The organism is Streptococcus sp. STC1396 (assembly GCF_058933875.1).
The window spans coordinates 70520-94291 of record NZ_JBZYCU010000003.1 but is presented as its reverse complement, the minus strand read 5'-3'; the positions used below and the strand labels follow the sequence as shown (position 1 = coordinate 94291).

The following is a 23772-nucleotide window of genomic DNA, read 5'->3' as shown; positions in this document are numbered from 1 at the left end:
GTTTTCTGGTAATCAGAATTCTGCTTTGTTCGCTTTTCGCATTTAATTATATATTTGAAGGGCTTAATAATTAAGATTTTTAAAAATTGAAATCTTTTTGTCCCAGACTCTTTTTACTATATACACAAACAACACCTTGCAATCATTTTTTTTAAGTGATATACTAGGGCTATGCAATGAAATCGTTTGCACAAAGTTGCGATGAGTTTATAAAGAGAAATCTAGGAGAGAAAATATGGAATTGTCAGCTATTTACCACAGGCCGGAGTCGGAGTATGCTTATCTATATAAGGATAAGCAGATGCACATTCGTATAAGAACTAAGAAAGATGATATTAAAACAATCACCTTGCATTATGGGGATCCTTTTATTTTTATGGAGGATTCATATGAAGATACCAAAGAGATGGTCAAAATGACTTCTGATGATTTGTTTGATTATTGGCAAGTGGAGGTCTCAGTTGGCTTTGCTCGGATCCAGTATCTCTTTGAACTCAAAGGTAAAGATGGACAAAGTATCTTGTATGGGGATCGGGGTTGTGCGGACAATACTCCAGAAAATCTTGCTTCCGAGAGGAATGGCTTTAAGCTCCCTTATATTCACGAAATTGACGGTTGCCAAGTTCCTGACTGGGTTTCAGAAACAATTTGGTATCAGATTTTTCCAGAAAGATTTGCCAATGGAAATCCTGAACTTTCACCGAAAGGGGCACGAGCTTGGGATGCTGCTATCGCTCCACAAAGAACAGATTTCTTTGGTGGGGATTTACAAGGAATTATTGACCATCTGGATTACTTACAAGACTTGGGCATTACAGGCCTTTATCTCTGTCCAATCTTTGAGTCTCCGAGCAATCACAAGTATAATACGACAGATTACTTTGAGATTGATAGACATTTTGGAGACAAGGAGATCTTCCGCCAATTGGTAGAGCAGGCTCATCAGCGTGGCATGAAGATTATGCTGGATGCAGTTTTTAATCATATTGGCTCTCATTCTGCTCAATGGCAGGACGTTATCAAAAATGGCGAAAAATCAGTTTACAAAGACTGGTTCCATATTCAAGACTTCCCAGTGACAAAGGATAAGCTTGGCAATCCAAGAAAGCTCCCTTACCATACCTTTGCCTTTGAGAGCTATATGCCAAAGCTAAATACAGCAAATCCTCAAGTGAGGGACTATTTGTTGAGCGTTGCGACCTACTGGATTGAAGAGTTTGACATCGATGCTTGGCGGCTGGATGTGGCAAATGAGGTGGACCACCAATTTTGGAGAGATTTCCGTAAGGCTGTCTTGGCTAAAAAGCCTGACCTTTATATTCTTGGAGAAGTCTGGCATACTTCACAGCCTTGGCTAAATGGTGATGAATTCCATGCGGTCATGAACTATCCTCTCTCTGATAGCATTAAGGATTATTTCTTGCGTGGGGTCAAGAAGACCAGTCAGTTTATCAATGAGATCAATGGTCAATCTATGTATTATAGACAGCAGATTTCGGAAGTAATGTTCAATCTTCTTGATTCGCACGATACGGAGCGCATTTTGGCTACTGCCAGAGGTGATACACAACTTGTTAAGTCTGCCCTTGCCTGCCTCTTTTTACAAAGGGGAACACCGTGTTTCTACTATGGAACCGAGCTAGAATTAGATGGAGGGCCAGATCCAGATTGTCGTCGTGTCATGCCTTGGGAACGTGTTTCCGATAGCAATGAGATGCTCGATTTCATGAAGAAATTGATTCAGCTTCGCAAGGATGGTGCTCATATCATTAAGTGTGGGAAGTACAGCTTAGAAGAAATCGCGCCTGATGTGCTGGCTTTAGACTGGGAACATGATGGCCAAATTCTTCGAGCGATTTTTAATCAGTCTAAGGAGAATTACCTTTTAGACAGAGCCACGGCTGATTTGGTGAGTCATTGTCAAGTCTCGGATGGACAACTGCTTATCTTACCAAAAGGCTTCGTAATCATTTAGGAAGATTGGGAACTGTTGCAAATTAATTTTTTGAAATTCGACTGAAAGACTTGTCAGGGTTACTCAAATTTCAAAAAACCAATCTAAGAGCAGTCTATTTAAGAAGAGCAAGTAACTTATTAGAAAAGAGGAGTTCAGAATGGAATTAAATGATTTTACGGAAAAAGAGCAAGAGCAAATCAAAAAGGGGCTTAGTACAGCCGTTATTAGTGATAAGGAAGCGGCTAAAAAGATTTTGGCGCTGGTGCCACAAGAATGGCTTAAGCGAATTCCCTTCTTTGTGAGAGGGCATGCAACGACCAAGACGGTTGAGCGAGTTGCCAAGCAATACCCAGAACTTTACGCTGTAGCTAAGCAAGCAGGAGAGCTTCCTGAAAAGGAGCGTGAAGAATTGCGCGCTATCATGACAGCTATCTTCGAAGAAAAGATGAACAAGCACAAGATTAAGTAGACTTACCAGTGTATAGAGATCATTTCTTTAAGTTAGCTACTCTACATTGTTCATCCATTCATAAATCAAAGTGACTGCAGTTGATAAAGGTGCAGTCATTTTTTTGTTAAGGGGAATAGCTTCGGTGAGGTGTGTGTTTGTTTTATAAAGTTGTACTTTTAATTCAGATGTGATTTCAAGAACAAGGAAGTTTCTGTTCAAATTAGCTTTTTTCTTTCTGTTTTCCAGTATTTCTTGATATAATAACAAGAGGAATTATTTGAAGAAGATATAGTAAAAATGTAAAAAGGACGAAAGAATGAAGAAAGTAAAAAAGCTCATGTTGATGAGTGCCTGCACTTTGGCAATTCTTGGCTTAGTGGCGTGTGGGAAGACGCAAAAGCAATCGAACGGCGGTCAAGAAAATTCAACAGTTGGTCAGACTAGCTCGGAAAAATATCCGTGGAAGGCAACTTATTCAAATCTAAATAATAAAAAGAGTGTTGAAGAAGTCAAGAATTTGTTGGCTGCCGACTTGGATAAAAACAGTGTAGATAACTTTGTCAATCTAGTCAATGACTACAATGGCATTGTCGGTTCTACTGGATTAACAGGCGATTTCACTAAATTCACCAAAACAGACTACGATGTAGAAAAAATCAGCAGTTTGTGGCGTGAAAAAAAGGGTGATTTTATCGGGACAAATTGCCGAATTAACTCTTATACTTTGCTGAAAAATAGCATCGAAATTCCTCAAATGGCAAAGGATGATGAACTTTTATTCTTAGATAATGACGCGATTGACAAGGGAAAGCTATTTGATGCCAAGGATAAGGAAGAATTTAATATCCTGTTTTCAAGAGTCAAGACTGAAGCGACTCAAGATGTAAAAGTCCATGCTAAGAAGATGGAGGAATACTTCAAACAGTTCAAGTTTAGCGAAAAGGCGAGGATGCTTTCTGTCATAGTCCACGATAATCTTGATGGTGATTCTCTCTTTGTCGGGCATGTCGGTGTTTTGGTTCCAGCTAAAAACGGATATTTATTTGTCGAAAAGCTGACCTTTGAAGAGCCTTATCAGGCAATCAAGTTTGCAACCAAGGAAGATGTCTACAAATACTTGCAGACCAAATATAAAGACTACACAGGGGAAGGACTGGCCAAACCATTTATTATGGATAATGAGAAAGTAGTAGAGAATAAATAGAGATATTGCTGCTGTATGGAGTTTAATGTTTACTTACGGCTGGCTGTTATTTCTGGAATCTTTTTGACTGTTTGATGGCAAGTCTAACAGAGTCATTTTTCTAGTTAAGTTAAAGTATAATTAGGGCAGACAGACGCACAGTTGTAACAACTGTACGTCTTTTTGCATCGGAAAAGCGCTTGGTAATGTCTATATTGCTTTCGCCGCTACAGAAATGATAAAAATGTGATAGCTCTCTTAAAGAAAGTCATTTCTTTTTTAGAAAGTATCAACTTTTTATTGCATTTGCAATAAAAAGTTGATATACTAGTTTCATAAGGAGGACAAATGACAGTTTTACGTGAAATTGGCATTATTGCCCGAGCTTTGGATTCCATCGCTAATCTGGAGTTTCGTGACATAGATCTGGCGCGGGGACAATATCTCTATCTGGTGCGGATTGCGGAGAATCCTGGCATTATCCAGGAGGAGCTGTCGGATTTGCTCAAGGTAGATCGCTCGACGGTGGCTCGATCAGTCAAGAAACTAGAAGGCAAAGGTTTACTGGAACAGCGCTCAGCTGCCAATAACCGCAAGAATAAGGAATGGTTCGTTACTGAGAGGGGGGCAGCCCTCTATCCTTTTATCTTAGCGGAAAACGAATATTCGGAGCAGGTTTCGTTGGAAAATTTTTCAGAAACTGAGCGGAAAGAGTTAGAAAAGATGCTGGTTCGCGTCCGAGAGAATATTACCAAGGACTGGGAGCTGGTCAAAAAAGGTCAGAAAAGAAATTATTGAGGTGCAACATGAAAATTACAGTTGAAAATGAATTTTGGACTTTGTTTCCAGAGGCGCAGATTAGTATTATGGTAGCCAAGGGTTTGGACAATTCAGTCGATGAAAGCAAGGATCCCTACTTCAAATCCTTGCTAGATAAGGGAGCAAAGCGAGCTGAAGACTTTATCCCAGATGAGAATTTTACCCAGAATGATGTTATTCAGGAATGGCGGCAGGCTTTCGGCCAATTTAAGACCAAAAAAGGAGCGCGTTCCTCTATCGAAGCCCTACTCAAGCGGGTCAGTCAAGGACGGGAATTCAACCCAATCAATCCTTTGGTAGATCTTTATAACAGTGTGTCCTTGTCTTATGCCGTTCCTTGTGGTGGGGAGGATTTGGACAAGATTGTCGGTGGTCTTCATCTGGGGAAAGCCAAGGGTGGTGAAGCCTTCTTTCCACTGGGAGCTGAAACGGATGCACCGGCTCTGCCAGAGGAAATCATCTACTATGATGAGGAGGGAGCCGTCTGCCGCTGTCTCAACTGGCGAGAAGCTCAGCGGACCATGCTAACAGAAGGAACCAAGGATGCTGTTTTAGTTATTGAGGCCATCAATGAAGAGCAGACAGCGCGTGCTCAAGCAGCCATGAAAGAACTCCAGTCTCTGGTGGAGGAATATTTCGGTGTCAAGGGTGACATTACTCACCTGACAGCTGAAAATCCAAGTTTGGAAATCTAATCATCAAAAAATCTGGGTCAGAATAATCTGGTCCAGATTTGCTTTTATAGGGCAAAGAAACTTTGGTCTAAACATAACTCTATTTTCTCTTCTTCGTAAGAAACCGACAATAATGCATCTGATTTGAATCATTCAAATCTTAAATTATAATGCTTTTGTATAATAATATCTTTCTCCGGTATAGGGATATTCTTTTAAGGCAAACACTTCTTCATAACCGTGCTTTTTATAAAAATTCGGTGCTTGAAACTGATAGGTGTTCACAAATGAATATTTACACTTTCTTTCTCTAGCCTCTTTTTCTGCCCGGTTCAAAATGTTTGAGCCTATGCCTTGTCCTCGCAAATTCTCTTGCACATACAAATATTCAATTTCTAGCCAATGTCCAAAAGTTTCGGCTACCATGCCAGCAATTAGATTTCCTTGTTCGTCTTCGACATAGATGTTAAGAGGTTCACTTTTTGACGGTTCTCTCTTTGATTGATTATATGCTCTGATTAAATTTCCCAGTTCTTGTGTTTTCTTCGATTCTCTATTTTCCAATCGAAATTGCATTGTAGCCTCCATATTAGCTTCTCAAATAGCCTATTATTATTTCTTGCTTTTAAAAACAAAAATCTTGCTGAAGACATAGTTGAGGATGATAATAGCTACTTGGGCAATGAAGGTTTCGACAGTATTGACCATCTTGATGTCATTGTTGACAAATTGGCCGATGATTTGCGGGAACCAGCTGACAAAGATGATGGTTAGAGCTAGGTCGAGGCCTAGGGTGCTGAGCCGAGCGATAAAGAATTTAATCAGTCTGACTGGCCAGCCCTTTCTTTTTTGCTTGAAAACAATGGTATCGTTGGTCGCAAAGGCAAAAAGAATACCGGCGATATTTCCGATGATGGTCGCAATGATTTCATTCGAGGTCAGAGTATAGAGCAGCATCCGGGTCGCGACAGCTACCACAGTAGTGGCTACTCCAAAAAACAGGTAGGATAAAATTTCATTATCAAAAAACTTTTTTATTACAACTTTCATGATCTTAGTCTATCATATTTTCGGGATTTGTGCTATACTTGAAAGGCTGTGTCTCAATGTGAGAGAGTGGGGAGAAGGAGCTGTTTTAAGAGAGTCTGCGACCTATTTCATTTCCTAATTTTAGCAAGGGATACAGCCCTTGACGCTTAGCTTCTTTCGTCAAGCATATTTTAAGCGGGAAAACCGCTAAAGGAGAAAAAATGAAAAAACAAAACCTAACTGTTCGTGACATGACTCAGATTGCCTTAGTTGCGGCGATCTATGTAGCTTTGACCATTACCCCGCCTTTGAATGCTATTAGCTATGGTGCTTATCAATTCCGTATTTCGGAGATGATGAACTTTATGGCCTTTTATCATCGTAAGTATATCATCGGGGTGACCTTAGGCTGTATGATTGCCAATTTATATAGTTTTGGCATCGTAGATGTCTTTGTTGGTGGTGGTTCCACTTTAGTTTTTTTGACTTTAGGTGTTATTCTTTTTGAAAAATTTAAGAATCAATATATTCTTAATAATCTGATTCGGCTAGATCATTTCTGCTTTGCAATTCTCTTTTCTATTTCCATGTTTACCATTGCTGCGGAACTGCACCTCTTACAAGGTCTTCCCTTTTTCCTCACTTGGTTTACGACAGCGGCTGGAGAATTTGTTTCTTTGCTAATTGGAGCGATTTTAATCAATCGTCTGTCCCAGCATATTGATTTGACGAGATAGATTATAAAGAACAACTATAAAAATGTATAGTTGTTTTTAATTTCCTGTAGATTGTGAGGAACAAATAGAGGAAGATTTCGCCCATTTATGATAAAATAGAAGTATGAAAAAAAGAATTGCAGAATTAGTCAAATTGCTTAATCAATACGCCCATGAATACTATACCAGTGACCGTCCAAGCGTATCTGACAGTGAGTATGACCGGCTCTATCGTGAGCTGGTGAACTTAGAAGAAAAGTACCCATCAGACATTCTGCCTGACAGCCCTACACATCGGGTTGGTGGGAAGATTTTAGAAGGATTTGAAAAATACCAACACCAGTATCCTCTTTTTAGTTTGCAGGATGCTTTTTCACGTGAAGAATTACTGGCATTTGACGAGCGGGTGCGTCGGGAATTTCCCAGCGTTTCCTACTTCTGCGAGCTCAAGATTGACGGTCTGTCTATTTCCCTGACCTATGAAAATGGTGTCTTGATAGCAGGCGCGACGCGCGGAGACGGCTCTGTCGGTGAAAATATCACGGAAAATCTCAAACGGGTCAAGGATATTCCCTTGACTCTCAAAGAGCCTGTTGACTTGACTGTCCGCGGAGAATGCTACATGCCTAAGGCATCCTTTGATGCGGTTAACCAGCTGCGTCAGGAAAATGGCGAGCCTGAGTTTGCCAATCCGCGAAATGCAGCAGCCGGAACCCTACGCCAATTAGATACAGCTGTTGTGGCCAAGCGTAAACTGGCTACTTTCCTCTATCAAGAAGCCAGTCCGACTCAGGAAACCAGTCAGGAAGCTGTTTTGAATAAGCTGGCATCTTTGGACTTCTCAGTCAATCCTACTCATATTCTGGCGGAATCTATGGATCAGGTCTGGGAGTTTATCGAAAAAATTGCTCAGGAGCGGGATAGTCTGCCTTATGAGATTGACGGTATTGTTATCAAGGTCAATGACTTAAGTGTTCAAGAAGAGCTGGGCTTTACTGTCAAGGCACCTAAGTGGGCCATCGCCTACAAGTTTCCAGCAGAGGAAAAGGAAGCCCAGCTTCTGTCTGTTGACTGGACCGTCGGACGGACGGGAGTTGTGACTCCAACGGCGAACTTGACGCCGGTTCAGCTAGCAGGAACGACAGTTAGCCGAGCAACCTTACACAATGTGGACTACATATCTGAAAAAGATATTCGCAAGGAGGATACAGTTATTGTCTATAAGGCAGGCGATATTATCCCAGCTGTCTTGCGTGTGGTCGAGTCTAAGAGGGTGTCAGAAGAGGCTGTGGAAATCCCAAGTCACTGCCCGAGTTGTGGCGGTGAGCTATTGCATTTTGAGGATGAGGTGGCTCTGCGCTGTATCAATCCTCTCTGTCCCGCTCAAATCATGGAGGGTTTGACTCATTTTGCCAGCCGAGATGCTATGAACATCACAGGCCTAGGCCCTGCGGTTGTCGAAAAGCTCTTTGCCAAGGAATTGGTCAAGGATGTTGCCAGCATTTACCGTCTTTCTGTAGAAGACTTGCTCACCTTAGACGGCTTTAAGGAAAAATCAGCCAACAAGTTGTATCATGCCATTCAAGCTTCCAAGGATAACTCAGCAGAGAAATTACTCTTTGGTCTGGGGATTCGTCATGTGGGAAGCAAGGCCAGTCGGATTCTATTAGAGAAATTCCATGACATTCCTAGACTTTCTCAGGCTAATCAAGAAGACATTGCAGCTATTGACAGCTTGGGGACTGTTATTGCTCAAAGTCTGCATTCTTATTTTGAGCAGGAAGGCAGCCAAGTGCTGCTGCGGGAACTGCAAGAAGCTGGTGTCAATTTAGACTATCTAGGTGAAAAAGCAGCTGCTGATGCAGTCCTCTCTGGCAAAACAGTCGTACTGACCGGAAAATTACAAAAATTAACACGGAATCAAGCCAAAGAAAAATTGCTGAGCTTGGGAGCTAATGTTGCCGGAAGTGTGTCTAAAAAGACGGACTTGGTGGTGGCTGGCAGTGATGCAGGCAGCAAATTGACCAAAGCCCAAGAACTTGGAATCGAGATTCGAGATGAGGATTGGTTAGATGGCTTGTGAGGCTGAGTATGAAGAACAAGATAAAAAAAGCAAGATTGATTTATAACCCAACTTCTGGGCAGGAGATTATCAAGAAAAATATTGCCGAAGTCTTGGACGTTTTAGAAGATGTTGGCTATGAGACCAGCGCCTACCAAACGACTCCAGAGCCCTTCTCCGCGCAGCGGGAAGCCGAAAGGGCAGCCAAAGCTGGTTTTGACTTGGTGATTGCTGCCGGTGGTGACGGAACGATTAATGAAGTAGTCAATGGCGTTGCCTCTCTAGATGTGCGTCCCAAGCTGGCCTTTATCCCGACCGGAACGACCAATGACTATGCGCGAGCTTTGAAGATTCCGATGGGGGATCCGGTAGCTGCTGCCCGCATTATTGAGAAAAACCAAACGATTCAGATGGATATCGGCCGGGCTTATGGCAGCAAATACTTTATCAATATTGCTGCTGCAGGTACCCTAACGGAGCTGACTTACAGTGTTCCTAGTGAAGTCAAATCCCGTCTGGGCTATCTTGCTTATGTCGCAGAAGGGGCTAAAATGCTGCCTCGCTCCAAATCTCGTAAGGTACGGATTGAGCATGATCATGGTGTTTTTGAGGGCAAGGTTTCGCTTGTCTTTGTAGCCTTGACTAACTCTATTGGTGGTTTTGAAAAACTAGCTCCGGATACAAAATTCGATGATGGGAATTTTACCTTGATTGTGGTAAAAACGGCTAAGTTATTTGATATGCTTAGCTTGATTATACAAGCAATTAATGGTGGACAGCATGTGACGGATGCCAAGGTTGAGTATCTTAAAACCAGCAAATTGAAGCTAGAAGTATTGGACAAAAAAGCACCATTTATGCTGAATCTAGATGGTGAATATGGTGGTGATACACCAGTAGAACTCGAAGTTTTGCATAATCATCTGGAATTTTTTGCAAATATAGACGAAATTGATGAGAATGCTCTTTCGATAGAATAATTTAGAAATGAAGAGATTAATGAAAATGTTAGACTATAAGGTCATCGTTCACTATCATAATCCTAAGGGAGATTACTTTTCTTATGATTTGTGGCAGTGGCAGACAAATAAATGGGGAAAAGAAGCTTCTTTTTCCAAACTTGATTATTTCGGTATTCAAGGAGAACTATCTTTTAAAACATTGGAGCCTTTGGGACAGGCCCATGTGATTGTCAAGCGTTCGGACTGGTCCAGCCAGTCTTGTGACTATCATATCGATTTATTGCCTGCTCATTTACCAACAGAAGTGTGGCTGATTGAAGGAGACCATCAGGTTTATTATTCCCTTCAGGCGGCTACAACCAGCCACCAATACTCACAGCGCCGCCCTCATAATTTTGATGTGGCTATGCGGTCGGATTATTTTGATGAATGCTGGGGTTACCAAGGTTGGCTTGGTCATCGTCTGCAGGGGCAGACCAACCTGTTTAAAGTCTGGGCTCCAACAGCTAAAAAGGTCGAATTGGTAGTCTATGAATCTTCCAGCAATGAAGCAGCCATTTATAAAAAATTCCCTATGAAAAAGGGAGAAACATACTCGCATGATCATGCTAAAAATACAATTGGAGTTTGGTTGGTTGACGTGCCAGAGGATCTAGCTGGCAAGGCCTACCATTATCATGTTAGTTTTGAAAATCAACATTTTCATACCCGCGATCCTTATACGATAGCCACTAGTCCAGATGGTAAGCGCTCAGCTATTGTTGCTGAAAAGGACAAGACTGTTCCAGGGTTTAAGGTTTGTCAAGGTAAGAAAGCCACCTGGCGTCTCAAAAATCCTAATCAGGCAGTCATCTATGAGATGCATATTCGGGATTTAACCAAATCCAGCAGTTCTGGGGTAGAAGAGAAACTGCGAGGTACCTTCTTAGGTGCTTGCCAGACAGGTACTAGAAATCGTTTGCGATACAAGACGGGCTTTGATTATATCTGTGACTTAGGGATCAATGTTGTTCAGCTCCAGCCGATTTCTGACCGTCACAAGGACTATGATGAAAATGGGCAAGTCACTTATAACTGGGGTTATGATCCGCAGAACTACAATGCGCCAGAAACCAGTTTTTCTTCCAATCCAGATGACCCAGGTCAGGCTATTCGAGATTTGAAAACCATGATTCAGGCCTATCACGATGCTGGCATTTCTGTGACCTTGGACGTAGTTTACAACCATATCTATTCAACTTTTGATTCAGCTTTTCAGGCAACCGTTCCTGATTATTATTACCGGATGAATCCAAATGGTTCCTTCCAAAATGGTACCGGTGTCGGCAGTGAGACAGCAAGCGAGCACGAGATGTTCCGCAAATTCATGATTGATTCGCTGCGTTATTGGGTTGAGGAGTTCAATATTGATGGCTTCCGTTTTGATTTGATGGGAATCCATGATGTAGCGACTATGAATGCAATCCGTGAGGAAATGGATAAAATCGATCCGAGGATTTTGCTTTATGGAGAAGGCTGGGATATGGGAACGGGTCTGATGCCACAGGATAAGGCTAAAAAAGACAATGCTTATCAAATGCCGCGGATTGGCTTCTTCAATGATACCGAGCGCGATGCGGTGAAGGGAGCTGAGGTCTATGGCGGGGTGAAAGCAGGCTTTGTCAGCGGCCAGGCGACCGAAGACATTGTAGCCAAGTCTATTTTGGGAAGCAAGGAGTTAGGCTCTTATTGGTTACCAGAGCAGGTACTCAACTATGTTGAAGCCCATGATAATTTCAACTTGCATGACTTACTGACTGAATTGCATCCACACGATGACGTTTTAACAAAATCCAAACGTATTGAACTGGCAACGGCCATGAATTTACTTATGCAGGGCATGGCTTTTATGGAATTAGGTCAAGAATTCTCACGAAGTAAATTAGTAGCAACAGGTGAAGGCGGAGAAGTGCTGCACAGCGACCGAGAAAGAGCGATGAACAGCTACAATGCCCCGGACGCTGTCAATCAAGTAAACTGGGATTTACTCAATCATCATCAAAACAGCCTTGAATTTATCAAGCAGATCATTCATCTAAAGACAACTGTCAAGGAATTTTCTTATAAGACTTACGCAGATATTTACAAGCATGTCTTTGTCAAATCTGCAAATCAAGGAAGCGGACTACTGATTTTTGAGATTAAGGATGAAAAGCACTATGAAATTATTTTCAACGCCAGTGGCTTGCCTTTCTACCTGTCAAATTCTGATAAGCTTCGTTTGGTAGCTGGTAACAGCCGTCATAAAAGACCATTTTATGTTGAAAATCTGACTGCTTCTGTTTTTGAAGTGATTAACTAATGTCAAGATAAGCGAAATGACTATAAAAAAGGTTGAAGAAACCCACTTGTGGCTCCATTCTTCAATCTTTTTTTGATTGGCGGAAAATAAAAAAAAACTCTCCCAAAACATTTTCAACGTTTTGGTGAGAGTTTTGTAGTTTGATAAATACTAAGGAGTAGCAGTTGAACTAGAGGAACTTGAAGAGCTAGAGGAGCTAGAAGAGTCTCCGCTACTCTCTTCCTCACTGCTGGATTGGAATTGTTCAGGGTGCAGTGCTCGATAGCTTGGCGAATTGAATAAGTCAATGGAGGACACACCGCCACGTTTTGAGTAAAGGCTGGTCGATTGCTCTCCTTTTTCCTTCTCGATGGCTTGGAGAGCCTTGAAGGAGTTGATGTAAGAATAGTCCTCGGGATTGACTTTTCCTAAGTCATTGCCCGTGTAGAAGCGGAGCAGGTCCCCTGTCTGAATCGCATCGCTCATCTTCAGCTGGGTATTGGCTGCTGTCCGAATAGCTTCCAGTTCTGCAGTTGTGGATTCGTCGGGAAGGGTAATCTCGTCCCCAGTTTGTGTGTTGTAAATCCGTCCGCTGTAGCTTGTATATTTAGGGGTTACAAAGTTATTGGTTGAGCGGAAAGTCACGATTTGCTCATGCTGAGGTGAGAGTAGGTCTTGTCCGACTTGAAGGTAATTTTTTGAGTCAATGCCCAATAGATGCTCCAAAGTTGGCAGCATATCTATTTGTCCACCAAAGGTATCAATGATTTTTCCTTTCTCCATACCCGGTATCACCACCATATATGGGACCCGCTGCAGCATAGCGTTGTCATAACTAGACCAGGTTTCAGAGTCTTTGCCTAGAAGTGGTGCTAGAGCTGGATTGCGAGAATTGGAAATTCCATAGTGGTCTCCGTAAAGGACAATAATTGAATTTTCGTACAGTCCAGCTTCTTTTAAATAGTCAAAGAAGGCTTTGACAGCTGAGTCGAGATAGTTTGCGGTTGCAAAGTAGCCATTGATGGTTTCGTCTTTGGTATCTGCAAGCGGGAAACCAATTTCATCGCCAATCAGACTGGTCGTATAAGGATAGTGATTGGAGACGGTGATGTATTTGGCATAGAAAGGCTGCTGTAAATGTTCCAGATACTTGATGGAATCTTTCAGCATGATCTTGTCGTTCAAGCCGTATTGGAAGGAGTTAGTCTCGTCCTGTTTGGTGAAGTAGGAGGCATCAAAGAAATAATTGTAGCCCCATTGCTTGTAGGCGGTGTTGCGGTTCCAGAAGCTGCCAGTATTTCCATGGAAAACAGCAGATGTGTAATTTCCATTTTGAGAGAGGATAAAAGGAGCTGCTTGCTGGGTATTGGTACCACCGTAATTTACCATGAAGGAGCCTTGGTTAAGACCGAATAGGCCTGTCTCTAGCATGGTTTCTGCATCGGATGTCTTTCCAGCCTTAACTTGATTAAAGATGTTAGAAAAGGCCAAAGTTGAGTTGGAATGGTAAAGCGAGTTTAGAAAAGGTGTTACTTCGTATTCCTTGCCGTCCATCTGCAGTTTATAGTCAATTAGAAACTGTTGGAAGCTCTCTAAATGGAGATAAAATACATTGCGGCCCTTAGCAATGCCATAGTATTCAGAATTTGGCTCTGCATAATGGGATTGAATATATTGTTCAACTGGCTCCAGATCTTTGGCAGAGGCTTTAGAGCGCTCTTTATTGGCACTATAGGTTTGATTAGCACTGTAGCCTAGAAAGGCTGGCAGGCCGAGAGCTCGGACGACATAGTAATTTGAAAATCCGCGCGTCAGGAGCTCTGGACGATCAATCTCTGCTAGGAAAAGATTGGCTGAAAAGAGCATGGCTGACAGAGATGTTACGGCAAAGCTAGCCCGGATATTGAATGCACGATGATCCAAGCGGATATACTTTTTATAAAAAAGCCAGCCAAGGATTGGGAAATCAATGATATAAATGGCATCCCACGGACGGAAAAGCTCCATGGCCGCTGCTCCCAGACCTGCAGAAACCTTGCTGGAGGCCAGCATGGTATTGACCGTCACAAAGTCGGTAAACTCGCGATAGTAGATGGAGTTGGAGACCAGCCAGACAAAGAGCAGCATGTAAATAGCAGTGCTGACCCAATAAAAAAGCTTGGTCGGTTTGATATAAAGAGCTAGTCCAATCAGCAAAAGTCCGATGGGAAAAGGGTTAATCAGAGCCAGAAAAATCTGGTAGGCTCCTTGAATATCTAAACTAAAATCGACAGTATAGGCCCACATGGTTTTTAACCAGTAAATCGTGAGCAAACTCAAGACGAAACCTAGCCTTGTACTCATAAAATTGAGTAAATTCTTGGTTATTTTTTTCACAGAAAGTTACTTCCTTGTCTTATTTCCTAAAAATTCTCTACCTCTAAGTATATCATAATTTTTTCAGTTGAGGAAAGATTGAGATGATTTAAGAGGTAGATTGTTTTATTTGTAAAATAATCAAGACTATAGTATTGGAATGAGGTAAGTTCTTTTTATCTGGATGTTAAAATTTCTCAAGAAAACATTTGTATTAGTGTCATTAAAAAGTTTATAAAAAACTAAATAAAAAATGTAGAAAGAATGAGTAGTATACTTACATTGGGGGATTTAATTGACAGAATGCTATTAAAATGATATTATTGTACTGAATCAATAAGTACACTTGAGTGAAGGAGAAATTTGTGGATATTATTATTAGTAATAACCGAGACAAACCAATATATGAACAAATCATTTCTCAGATAAAAAATATGATTATGAGTGAAGAATTGGTTGCTGGAGATAGTCTTCCATCAATGAGGGCATTAGCCAAATCAATTCATGTGAGCGTTATTACAGTTCAGAGGGCATATGAAGAATTACAAAGAGATGGTTTTATTGAAACTGAAATAGGTCGAGGAACATATGTGCTGGCAAGAAACAAGGAGTTTTATAAAGAGCAACAGCAGAAAAGAATAGAAGAACATCTACAGTTTGCTATTGAAGTTGCAAAAGAAAATGCAATCCCATTAGAAAAGATGATGGAGATACTAAAAATTTTGTACTTGGAGGAGGAATGACAATGACTAATATTTTGACATTGGAAAATGTGAACAAAAAATATGAGAAATCAAATTTTTCAATCAGAAACATATCCTTTTCATTGCCAGAAGGGAGCATATTAGGTTTTATTGGCGAAAATGGGTCTGGAAAATCAACTACAATGAATTGCATTTTAAATGTTTTGAGAAAAGATAGTGGAAAGATTGAAATATTCGGTAAAGAGATGTCTGATGAAGATACCGATATAAGGGAAAATATTGGTGTTGTCTATGATAGTAATAATTTTCCTGAACATTTAACCGCGGAACAATTAGCTGATATCTTTGAGAAGATTTATAGCAAGTGGGATAATGCTTGTTTTGAAGAATATATGCAGCGCTTTAGTTTACCTAAATCTCAAAAAATTAAAACCTATTCAAGAGGTATGAGTATGAAGCTTGCTATTGCAGTAGCACTTTCACATGAATCTAAATTATTGATCTTAGATGAGCCGACGAGTGGACTTGATCCAATCATGAGAGATGAAATTTTAGATGTACTTCTTGAATTTGTAAAGCAAGAGAATCATTCCATTTTATTATCCTCTCATATCACTAGTGACTTAGAAAAAATTGCAGATTATATCGTATTTATTCACGATGGAGAAATTATTTTAAATAAAACAAAAGATGAACTGATATATGAATATGGGGTTATTCGTTGCTCTGAAAATGATTTTGTAAGCATTGCGACCGAAGATATCTTATCATACATGAAAAAAGATTATCAGATAGATGTGCTGGTATCTGACAGAAAGCTGATGAAGAAAAAATATAAAAATCTGATAGTAGACAATGTGTCTTTAGATGAAATGATGCTGTTGATGGTGAGGGGAGAAGGAAATGAAAGGATTGATTAAGAATCATTATTATAAATTGGCATCAAATTTAAGGGTGCTCCTGATATTTATATTTTTGATAGGAATCTCAATTCTAATTTTCGGCGGTAGAAATGAAATACCATTGATTAGTTTTTTATGTTTAACAGTTATTGGCTTTCCTTTTATTAGCTCGATTGGGTTAAGGAAAAATAGCAGCGGAAAGTGGAATCAATATATGGTATCCTTACCAATTAGGAGATGTGACATCATAAAAAGTGTATTTGTGACTCAATTCATTACGATTCTTATTGGAAGTATATTGTCAATGGGCTTGTTTTTAACGTCGTTTGCACTTCATGGCTTTGCATTTTATAGATATGTTGATGTACTTTTGCTATTTTCATTTTTTATAGGAGTTATCTTCATCATGAATGCAATTTTTTTACCGATATCGTACTTAGATTTCAATGATCGAACTGAAGCGATGAGTATCATTAGTCTATTAGCCTCAGTGGCAATCATGGTTGGGTCAATATCCGTAATCAATACGTTGTTTGAAAAACCATCAGATACCCAGTTAATTTCATTTGGTATAGCTTGTTTGCTCTTATCTAGCGTGACATTTATACTATCTTATTTTTTGACTGTCAGGATTTATTCAAAGCAGGATTGTTAATACAAATACTTAAATTTTAAATATATGTTCTTCTGCTAATTTTAATAGAAAGTGGAAATAGGAAAATTCTTTATCGAAAGTCCGCCTAATCAGGTGGCTTTTTGTTATAGCAAATAATAAAAATATGTTCCTCTTAAAGCCGATATTGGGTTAAAATAATAAATATGCTTTGAGAATTTTCACAATATTTGGTATAATAATGCTTATGAAGAAACTTACTGTTAAAAAACAGACAGAGGAAAAGTTGAGAAAAGGCATTTTAGTGTTAGATAAAAATGATTTTTCAACTCTTTCGCTCAATAATCAATGTGTGGAATTGCACAATCAGCAGGGGAAATTTTTAGGAACAGCTTATCTATCTTTGCAGAATAAGGGACTTGGTTGGCTGATTTCCTATGCTAAGGTAGAGTTGAACCTAGCTTTCTTTCAGAAGTTGTTTGAAAAGGCTAAAGATAAGCGCTTCTATTATCGCCATGCTGAGGATACAACAGCTTACCGACTGTTTAATCAAGAAGGTGATGGTTTTGGTGGATTCACGGTTGATTTGTATGAGGAATATGCAGTTTTTTCTTGGTATAATTCCTTTGTTTTTTCAATCAAGGACCAGATAGTGGCTGCTTTCCATCAGGTCTTTCCTGAGGTCGCTGGAGCTTACGAGAAGATTCGCTTCAAGGGCTTGGACTATGAGTCTGCCCATCTCTACGGAGCAGAAGCGCCAGCCTATTTTACGGTTTTGGAGAATGGCATTCGCTATCAAGTCTTCATGAATGATGGCCTGATGACTGGGATTTTTCTGGATCAACACGAGGTTCGAGGCAGTCTGGTTGACGGCTTAGCTAGCGGAAAAAGTCTGCTCAACATGTTCTCCTACACAGCAGCTTTCTCAGTGGCAGCTGCCATGGGTGGCGCTAGTCAGACAACTTCGGTGGATTTGGCCAAGCGCAGTCGCGAGCTTTCCCAGGCGCATTTTGAAGCCAATGGTTTGGATTTAGAGCCGCATCGTTTCGTAGTTATGGATGTCTTTGACTATTTCAAATACGCCAAGCGCCATAATCTAAAATATGATGTGATTGTCTTGGATCCGCCGAGCTTTGCTCGCAATAAGAAACAGACCTTCTCTGTTGCGAAAGATTATCATCGTTTGGTGGCTCAGGCTTTGGAAATTCTGAGTCCAAAAGGAACATTGATTCTATCGACCAACGCAGCCAATGTCTCTAAAAGTAAGTTTAAAAAAGAAATTGAAAAAGGATTTGCAGGAGTTCCTCACCGCTATCTGGCGGAATATGGTCTACCAGCAGACTTTGTATACAATAAGAAAGATGAGAATAGTAACTACCTCAAGGTATTTACTATTAAGGTGGACAAATGAAATTAGTCGTTTCAATCATGCCCAGAAGTTTAGAAGAGGCTAAAGCTATCGATCTTAGCCGCTATGATGATGCTGACATTATCGAATGGCGAGCGGACTTTTTGCCCAAAGAGAGCATTCTAAACGTTGCTCCTGCTATTTTTGAGAAATTTGCTGGGCGTGAATTACTCTTCACACTGCGGAGTCGGCAAGAAGGTGGCGAGCTTGATTTGTCAGATGATGAATATGTTGCATTAATCAAAGAAGTAGCGAGATTTTATCAGCCAGACTATGTTGACTTTGAGTATTATTCGCACAAAGATAAATTCGAAGAAATGCTTGATTTTCCCAATCTAGTCCTCAGCTATCATAATTTTGAGGAAACACCGGAAAATATGATGGAAATTTTGTCAGAATTGACAAGTTTGACACCAAAAGTGGTTAAAGTTTCTGTCATGGCTCACAATGAGCAGGATGTGCTGGACTTGATGAACTACACTCGAGGATTTAAAACCTTAAATCCTGAGCAGGACTTTGTCACGATTTCCATGGGAAAAGTTGGAAAAATTTCTCGTATAGCAGCTGATTTGACGGGCTCTATTTGGTCTTTTGCCAGTCAAGAGGTTCCATCGGCTCCTGGGCAGATTTCTTTGGCCAATATGAAGAAAATTCAGGAGATTTTGAATGAAAATTGACGGTCACACTCGCTTAGTAGCTGTAATAGCCAAACCAATTAAACATAGCATTTCTCCCTTTATTCATAATCTTGCTTATGACTTAACAGAGACTAATGCTGTCTATGTTGCTTGGGAAATTGATAGGGAAGATCTGCAGCAATCTATTGAGAATATTCGTCGATATGATATGCTGGGGGCAAATATTTCAATGCCCTATAAGCAAGAAGTCCTGCAATATTTAGATGGTATTGATCAATCAGCACAGCTGATAGATTCTGTTAATACGATTGTAAATCAGAATGGTAGTTTGATTGGCTATAATACAGACGGATATGGATTTTTCCGCAGTCTGCCTGATTTTGATGTTAAAGACAAGACCATCACCGTTTTAGGTGCGGGGGGAGCTGCGTCAGCAATTATTGGACAGGCTGCTATAGAAGGTGCAGCAAAGATTCATGCTTTTGATCGCTCTCTGACCCTTGAGCAAACGAAGGTTAAAATAGATCAATTGGCATCGAGAGTTGGGCAGGATATCTTTCTGCATGCTGTCGAAGATGAAGAGGCTTTAAAGACATCAATTGCTCAGTCGGCTTTAGTTGTAAATGCCACAGGTGTAGGCATGGATGGTAAGTCTCTTCCTATCCCAAGTCAATTTGTCTTCCCTGAACATATTTTAGTTGCTGATTTAACTTATAATCCTGCTGAAACTCCGTTTTTGAGATTAGCAAGAGAGCAAGGTTTGCAAACAACGAATGGTTTTGGTATGCTGTTTCATCAAGCTAAAAAAGCTTTTGAACTGATGACAGGAAAAACAATGCCATCAGAAGAAGTTTGGGCAAGTTTGCTAGAGGAAATCAAGAAATAGTCTAATAAACATAGCATTATAGTGATGAAATAGATGTCCTCTTGGTTCTTCGATGATTTGGACGTCTATTTTTTTAACGATTTAGAGGGCATTATTTGAAAATCAGCTCAAAAAATAAGTCAGCAACAAATATACAGTCTTACAAAAAACAAGCAGGATACATCTAGGAGGTACTTATGAAACTGAATGTAAATCTCCCACATCATCCCTATGATATTCTCATCGAAAAGGGGTGTTTATCTCAGGCCGGAAGCTGGTTGAGTCAGCTTTGGCAGTCTCAGAAGGTGGTTATTGTCACCGACAATCGAGTGGCCAGACTCTATGCGGAAAAGGTCAAGCTGAGTTTGGAAGCTGCGGGTTTTGAAACCTATGTCTTTGACTTTTTGGAAGGTGAAGCTAGCAAGAACTTAAAGACGGTCAACAAGGTTTACGAGTTTCTGGTTAAGGTTGGTCTGACCCGCAGCGATGGTATTGTGGCCTTGGGTGGCGGAGTTGTTGGTGATTTGGCAGGTTTTGTCGCTTCGACCTATATGCGGGGCATTCATTTCGTGCAGATTCCGACCAGTCTGACAGCTCAAGTAGACTCCTCCATAGGTGGTAAGACGGGCGTCAATACACCTTGGGCCAAGAACATGGTCGGGACTTTTACCCAGCCCGACGGAGTTCTGATTGACCCAGATGTCTTGCAGACCTTGGGTCGGCGTGAATTGATTGAAGGCATGGGCGAGGTGGTTAAGTACGGTCTCATTGATGACAAGGAGCTTTGGCGAGAGCTGGAGGAGATGGATGGCAGTCCAGAGTCGATTTTGGAACATGCGGAGAGCATCATCTACCATTCCTGCAATGTCAAGCGCAAGGTTGTGGTCGAGGATGAATTGGATAATGGGGTCCGCCTCTATCTGAATTTCGGTCACACCATTGGGCATGCTATTGAGGCGACTGCAGGCTATGGCAAGGTCATGCACGGTGAAGCTGTGGCGATTGGCATGGTACAGGTTTCTCGTGTTGCTGAAAAGAAAGGTCTTATGCTAGCCGGAATCACAGAAGACATCATCCAGATGTGTCAGAAATTCGGCCTACCAGTGGAGTACCAGCCTTGGGATGAGAATGCTCTCTATCAGGCCTTGACCCATGATAAGAAGGCTAGAGGCAAGAGTATCAAGCTGGTCCTAGTACCCGAGCTAGGTTCAGCCTGCATTCATCAGATTCCGCTGGAAGAGATGAAAGAATTTCTGAAGAAATAAGTGCCAGATGGAGCCTGAGACGAAATGGGCAGTTTGGATGAAAAGCAAACGGAATGTCCAGCTCTTTCCATCCCAGAAATAGGAGAAAATGTATGAGATACTTAACAGCAGGAGAATCGCACGGACCACGTCTGACAGCTATTATTGAGGGAGTGCCGGCTGGTCTTTCTCTGACCGCTGACTATATCAATGCTGAGCTCAAGCGCCGCCAGGGTGGGTACGGCCGCGGTGCCCGCATGAAGATTGAAAGTGACCAAGTCGAGATTACGTCTGGGGTTCGGCATGGCTTGACCATGGGCGGTCCGATTACCCTCAATGTTACAAATCTGGATCACCAGAAGTGGCTGGAGATTATGAGTGCGGCGGATGTGGATGAAAAGAAAAAAGGGATGCGCAAGATTACCAAACCACGCCCTGGCCATGCGGACTTGGTTGGGGGTATGAAATACCGCTTTGACGATTTGCGAAATTCCCTGGAGCGCTCTTCTGCACGGGAAACGACCATGCGGGTGGCAGTTGGGGCAGTAGCCAAGCGCTTGCTGGAAGAAATCGGTGTAGAGGTGGCTAGTCATATCGTGACCTTTGGTGGCATTGATATTGATGTGCCAGACAATCTGACTGTAGCAGAGATCAAAGAAAGAGCTGCTCAGTCGGAGGTTTCCATTGTCAATCCTGAGCGAGAAGAAGAAATCAAGGCCTACATTGATCAAATTAAGAAAGACGGGGATACCATCGGTGGTGTCATTGAGACTGTTGTTGGCGGTGTGCCGGTCGGTCTGGGTTCTTATGTCCAATGGGACAAGAAACTGGATGCCAAGATTTCTCAGGGAGTTGTGTCCATCAATGCTTTCAAGGGAGTAGAGTTTGGTGTGGGCTTTGAAGCTGGCCGTCTCAAGGGCAGTCAAGTCATGGATGAAATCCTCTGGTCGGAGGAAGACGGCTTCACTCGCCGAACCAATAATCTAGGCGGTTTTGAAGGCGGTATGACCAATGGTCAGCCCATCGTGGTGCGTGGGGTCATGAAGCCAATCCCTACCCTTTACAAGCCATTAATGAGCGTAGATATTGAGACCCACGAGCCCTACAAGGCGACAGTAGAGAGGAGCGATCCGACGGCTCTGCCAGCAGCAGGTGTTGTTATGGAAAGCGTAGTGGCAACAGTTCTAGCTACAGAAGTACTGGAGAAGTTCTCTTCGGACAATCTGGAAGAACTGAAGGATGCTGTAGCCCGACATCGAGAATTTGTCAAGAACTTTTAGGAAAATTCCAATGAAATAACTGAGCCATTTAAAAACCAAGGAGTGAAAATGGAGAAAAAAAGAGTCTATATCGCAGGTCTTGGCCTGATAGGAGCTTCGTTGGCTTTGGGCATCAAGCGAGACCATCCTGAGGTTGAAATTCTCGGCTATAACCGCAGCCCGGAATCACGGCAGATTGCTCTGGACCGAGGAATAGTAGACCAAGTGACAGATGATTTTGTCTCTTTTGCCCCCTTGGCAGATGTCATCATTCTGGCGGTACCTATCAAGCAGACGATTGCTTTTCTGGAAATGATGGCTGGCCTAGAACTGAAGGAAAATGTCATCATTACTGATGCTGGCTCAACCAAGTCAGAGATTGTGGCAGCAGCAGAAAACTATCTGAAGAATAAGCCCGTCCGCTTTGTCGGTGCTCATCCCATGGCTGGTAGCCACAAGACCGGAGCCAGAGCAGCGGATGTTAATCTCTTTGAGAATGCCTATTATATCTTTACGCCTTCCAACCTGACCAAGGTGGGGACCATTGCTGAAATGGAGGAGCTGTTAAGCGGTCTGCATGCTCGCTTCATCCAAGTTGATGCTGCAGAACATGACCGAGTGACCGGTCAAATCAGCCATTTTCCGCATATTCTGGCTTCCAGCCTCATGGAGCAGGCCGGGGCCTACAGCCAAAACCATGAACTGACCCAGTCCTTTGCAGCTGGGGGCTTCCGAGATATGACTCGGATTGCGGAAAGTGAGCCGGGCATGTGGACCTCCATTCTTTTGACCAATCCTGAGGCAATCTTGGAGAGGATTGAAGACTTTAAGGAGCGTTTGGATCAGGTAGCCGCGGATATTGAGGCTGGGAATGAAGATGCCATCTGGCAGTTTTTTGACCAAGGCCGGCAGATTCGCAAGTCTATGGAAATTCACAAGCGAGCTGGTGTAGATAGTTTCTATGATATCTTTATCAATGTTCCTGACGAAGAAGATGCCATCTTGGGAGTTTTGGAACGTTTAAGAGGAACCTCTATTGTCAACATTCGCATCAACGAGGAAAATCGTGAAGATATCAACGGAATCTTGCAGATTACCTTTAAAAATCGTGAAGATTTGGAAAAATCTGCTAAAATAATCAGAGAGCAAACAAATTATCAAGTCTTTTTAGACTAATCTAGAAAATGGAGAACGATTTATGGCAAATATCTATGATTTAGCAAATGAACTTAGTCGCAGCCTGCGGGAACTTCCAGAGTACAAAGCGGTTGCTGAAAGCAAAAAAGCTGTGGACGCGGATAGCGAAGCAAAAACCATTTTAAATGAGTACCTTGCTTTTCAGCATGAATTGCAAGTAATGGCTCAAACTGGTCAAATGCCTACCAAAGAAGTTCAGGATAAAATGACCTCTTTTGGAGAAAAAATTCAGAGCAACTCAGCTTTGACGGATTTCTTCAATAAGCAACAGCAACTATCCATCTATCTTGCAGATATTGAGAAGATTATTTTTGATCCAGTTCAAGATTTGCTCAAATAAACTTAAAATCCTGGTACTCAGTACTAGGATTTTTTGGTATTATAAGGCTGAAAGTGTGTCTGAATAAGAGTTGA

22 protein-coding genes and 1 riboswitch are annotated in these 23772 nt (G+C 41.6%); of the genes, 19 read left to right on the top strand and 3 right to left on the bottom strand.

The annotated features are described in order from the left end of the window. Positions 1–235: 235 nt before the first annotated feature. The 5 genes from AC5FEC_RS02020 to AC5FEC_RS02000 all read left to right on the top strand — a co-directional run bounded on the left by AC5FEC_RS02020 (position 236) and on the right by AC5FEC_RS02000 (position 5105). Positions 236–1975 (top strand): glycoside hydrolase family 13 protein, encoded by a 1740-nt coding sequence (locus AC5FEC_RS02020; protein ID WP_493661139.1) that lies wholly within the window; start codon positions 236–238, stop codon positions 1973–1975. A 139-nt stretch (positions 1976–2114) separates the two neighbouring features. Then, positions 2115–2426 (top strand): hypothetical protein, encoded by a 312-nt coding sequence (locus tag AC5FEC_RS02015; protein WP_493661138.1) that lies wholly within the window; start codon positions 2115–2117, stop codon positions 2424–2426. A gap of 298 nt (positions 2427–2724) precedes the next feature. Continuing rightward, on the top strand, positions 2725–3612 hold the full coding sequence (locus tag AC5FEC_RS02010; RefSeq protein WP_493661137.1) for a DUF4300 family protein: 888 nt from the start codon (positions 2725–2727) through the stop codon (positions 3610–3612). A 327-nt stretch (positions 3613–3939) separates the two neighbouring features. After that, positions 3940–4389, top strand: coding sequence for a MarR family winged helix-turn-helix transcriptional regulator (locus AC5FEC_RS02005; protein WP_493661136.1), 450 nt, complete (start codon positions 3940–3942; stop codon positions 4387–4389). Positions 4390–4397: 8 nt separating this feature from the next. Continuing rightward, positions 4398–5105, top strand: coding sequence for a B3/B4 domain-containing protein (locus AC5FEC_RS02000; protein ID WP_493661135.1), 708 nt, complete (start codon positions 4398–4400; stop codon positions 5103–5105). A 144-nt stretch (positions 5106–5249) separates the two neighbouring features. Here the strand turns inward: AC5FEC_RS02000 and AC5FEC_RS01995 are convergent, their stop codons facing one another. Next, the gene (locus AC5FEC_RS01995; RefSeq protein WP_493661134.1) at positions 5250–5660 is read right to left on the bottom strand and encodes a GNAT family N-acetyltransferase; all 411 of its coding nucleotides are present in this window, start codon (positions 5658–5660) and stop codon (positions 5250–5252) included. Positions 5661–5696: 36 nt separating this feature from the next. After that, positions 5697–6134, bottom strand: a complete 438-nt coding sequence (locus tag AC5FEC_RS01990) for a GtrA family protein (protein WP_268735061.1) — start codon at positions 6132–6134, stop codon at positions 5697–5699. 110 nt (positions 6135–6244) lie between these two features. Continuing rightward, a riboswitch (PreQ1 riboswitch) is annotated at positions 6245–6337 on the top strand. On the opposite strand from AC5FEC_RS01990, the gene AC5FEC_RS01985 reads away from it, so the two are divergent. From AC5FEC_RS01985 to pulA, 4 genes are all read left to right on the top strand, one after another. Beyond that, positions 6335–6850: a QueT transporter family protein gene (locus AC5FEC_RS01985; RefSeq protein WP_037614731.1), complete on the top strand. Its 516-nt coding sequence runs from the start codon at positions 6335–6337 to the stop codon at positions 6848–6850. (Overlaps the previous riboswitch by 3 nt.) A 103-nt stretch (positions 6851–6953) precedes the next feature. Then, positions 6954–8912, top strand: coding sequence for an NAD-dependent DNA ligase LigA (gene ligA, locus AC5FEC_RS01980; RefSeq protein ID WP_493661133.1), 1959 nt, complete (start codon positions 6954–6956; stop codon positions 8910–8912). Positions 8913–8920: 8 nt separating this feature from the next. Next, positions 8921–9871, top strand: a complete 951-nt coding sequence (locus AC5FEC_RS01975) for a diacylglycerol kinase family lipid kinase (protein WP_037614736.1) — start codon at positions 8921–8923, stop codon at positions 9869–9871. Between the two features lie 25 nt (positions 9872–9896). Then, positions 9897–12194 carry a type I pullulanase gene (gene pulA, locus AC5FEC_RS01970; RefSeq protein WP_493661161.1) on the top strand — a complete coding sequence of 766 codons (2298 nt, stop codon included), beginning with the start codon at positions 9897–9899 and terminating at the stop codon, positions 12192–12194. Positions 12195–12344: 150 nt separating this feature from the next. On the opposite strand, the gene AC5FEC_RS01965 is transcribed toward pulA, so the two are convergent. Continuing rightward, positions 12345–14549, bottom strand: coding sequence for an LTA synthase family protein (locus tag AC5FEC_RS01965; protein WP_037615644.1), 2205 nt, complete (start codon positions 14547–14549; stop codon positions 12345–12347). Between the two features lie 344 nt (positions 14550–14893). On the opposite strand from AC5FEC_RS01965, the gene AC5FEC_RS01960 reads away from it, so the two are divergent. From AC5FEC_RS01960 to AC5FEC_RS01915, 10 genes are all read left to right on the top strand, one after another. Beyond that, a complete protein-coding gene (locus AC5FEC_RS01960) occupies positions 14894–15271 on the top strand; it encodes a GntR family transcriptional regulator (RefSeq protein ID WP_148881111.1) in 378 nt (125 codons plus the stop codon). Further along, positions 15268–16152, top strand: coding sequence for an ABC transporter ATP-binding protein (locus tag AC5FEC_RS01955; RefSeq protein ID WP_493661132.1), 885 nt, complete (start codon positions 15268–15270; stop codon positions 16150–16152). The genes AC5FEC_RS01960 and AC5FEC_RS01955 overlap by 4 nt, the downstream gene beginning before the upstream one ends. Beyond that, positions 16136–16789, top strand: a complete 654-nt coding sequence (locus AC5FEC_RS01950; RefSeq protein ID WP_493661131.1) for an ABC-2 transporter permease — start codon at positions 16136–16138, stop codon at positions 16787–16789. The genes AC5FEC_RS01955 and AC5FEC_RS01950 overlap by 17 nt, the downstream gene beginning before the upstream one ends. A 205-nt stretch (positions 16790–16994) precedes the next feature. Beyond that, positions 16995–18158, top strand: a complete 1164-nt coding sequence (locus AC5FEC_RS01945; RefSeq protein ID WP_493661130.1) for a class I SAM-dependent rRNA methyltransferase — start codon at positions 16995–16997, stop codon at positions 18156–18158. Continuing rightward, positions 18155–18832 carry a type I 3-dehydroquinate dehydratase gene (gene aroD / locus AC5FEC_RS01940; RefSeq protein ID WP_037615635.1) on the top strand — a complete coding sequence of 226 codons (678 nt, stop codon included), beginning with the start codon at positions 18155–18157 and terminating at the stop codon, positions 18830–18832. Before AC5FEC_RS01945 ends, aroD begins: the two co-directional genes overlap by 4 nt. Continuing rightward, positions 18822–19679 (top strand): shikimate dehydrogenase, encoded by an 858-nt coding sequence (locus AC5FEC_RS01935; protein ID WP_493661129.1) that lies wholly within the window; start codon positions 18822–18824, stop codon positions 19677–19679. Before aroD ends, AC5FEC_RS01935 begins: the two co-directional genes overlap by 11 nt. A 176-nt stretch (positions 19680–19855) precedes the next feature. After that, positions 19856–20923: a 3-dehydroquinate synthase gene (gene aroB, locus AC5FEC_RS01930; RefSeq protein ID WP_493661128.1), complete on the top strand. Its 1068-nt coding sequence runs from the start codon at positions 19856–19858 to the stop codon at positions 20921–20923. A gap of 92 nt (positions 20924–21015) precedes the next feature. Further along, positions 21016–22182 carry a chorismate synthase gene (aroC, locus tag AC5FEC_RS01925; protein WP_493661127.1) on the top strand — a complete coding sequence of 389 codons (1167 nt, stop codon included), beginning with the start codon at positions 21016–21018 and terminating at the stop codon, positions 22180–22182. 48 nt (positions 22183–22230) lie between these two features. Next, positions 22231–23337, top strand: a complete 1107-nt coding sequence (locus AC5FEC_RS01920; protein WP_493661126.1) for a prephenate dehydrogenase — start codon at positions 22231–22233, stop codon at positions 23335–23337. Positions 23338–23359: 22 nt separating this feature from the next. Further along, entirely contained in the window at positions 23360–23698 is a 339-nt protein-coding gene (locus tag AC5FEC_RS01915; protein WP_148881103.1) for a YlbF/YmcA family competence regulator, read from the top strand. Positions 23699–23772 lie beyond the last annotated feature (74 nt).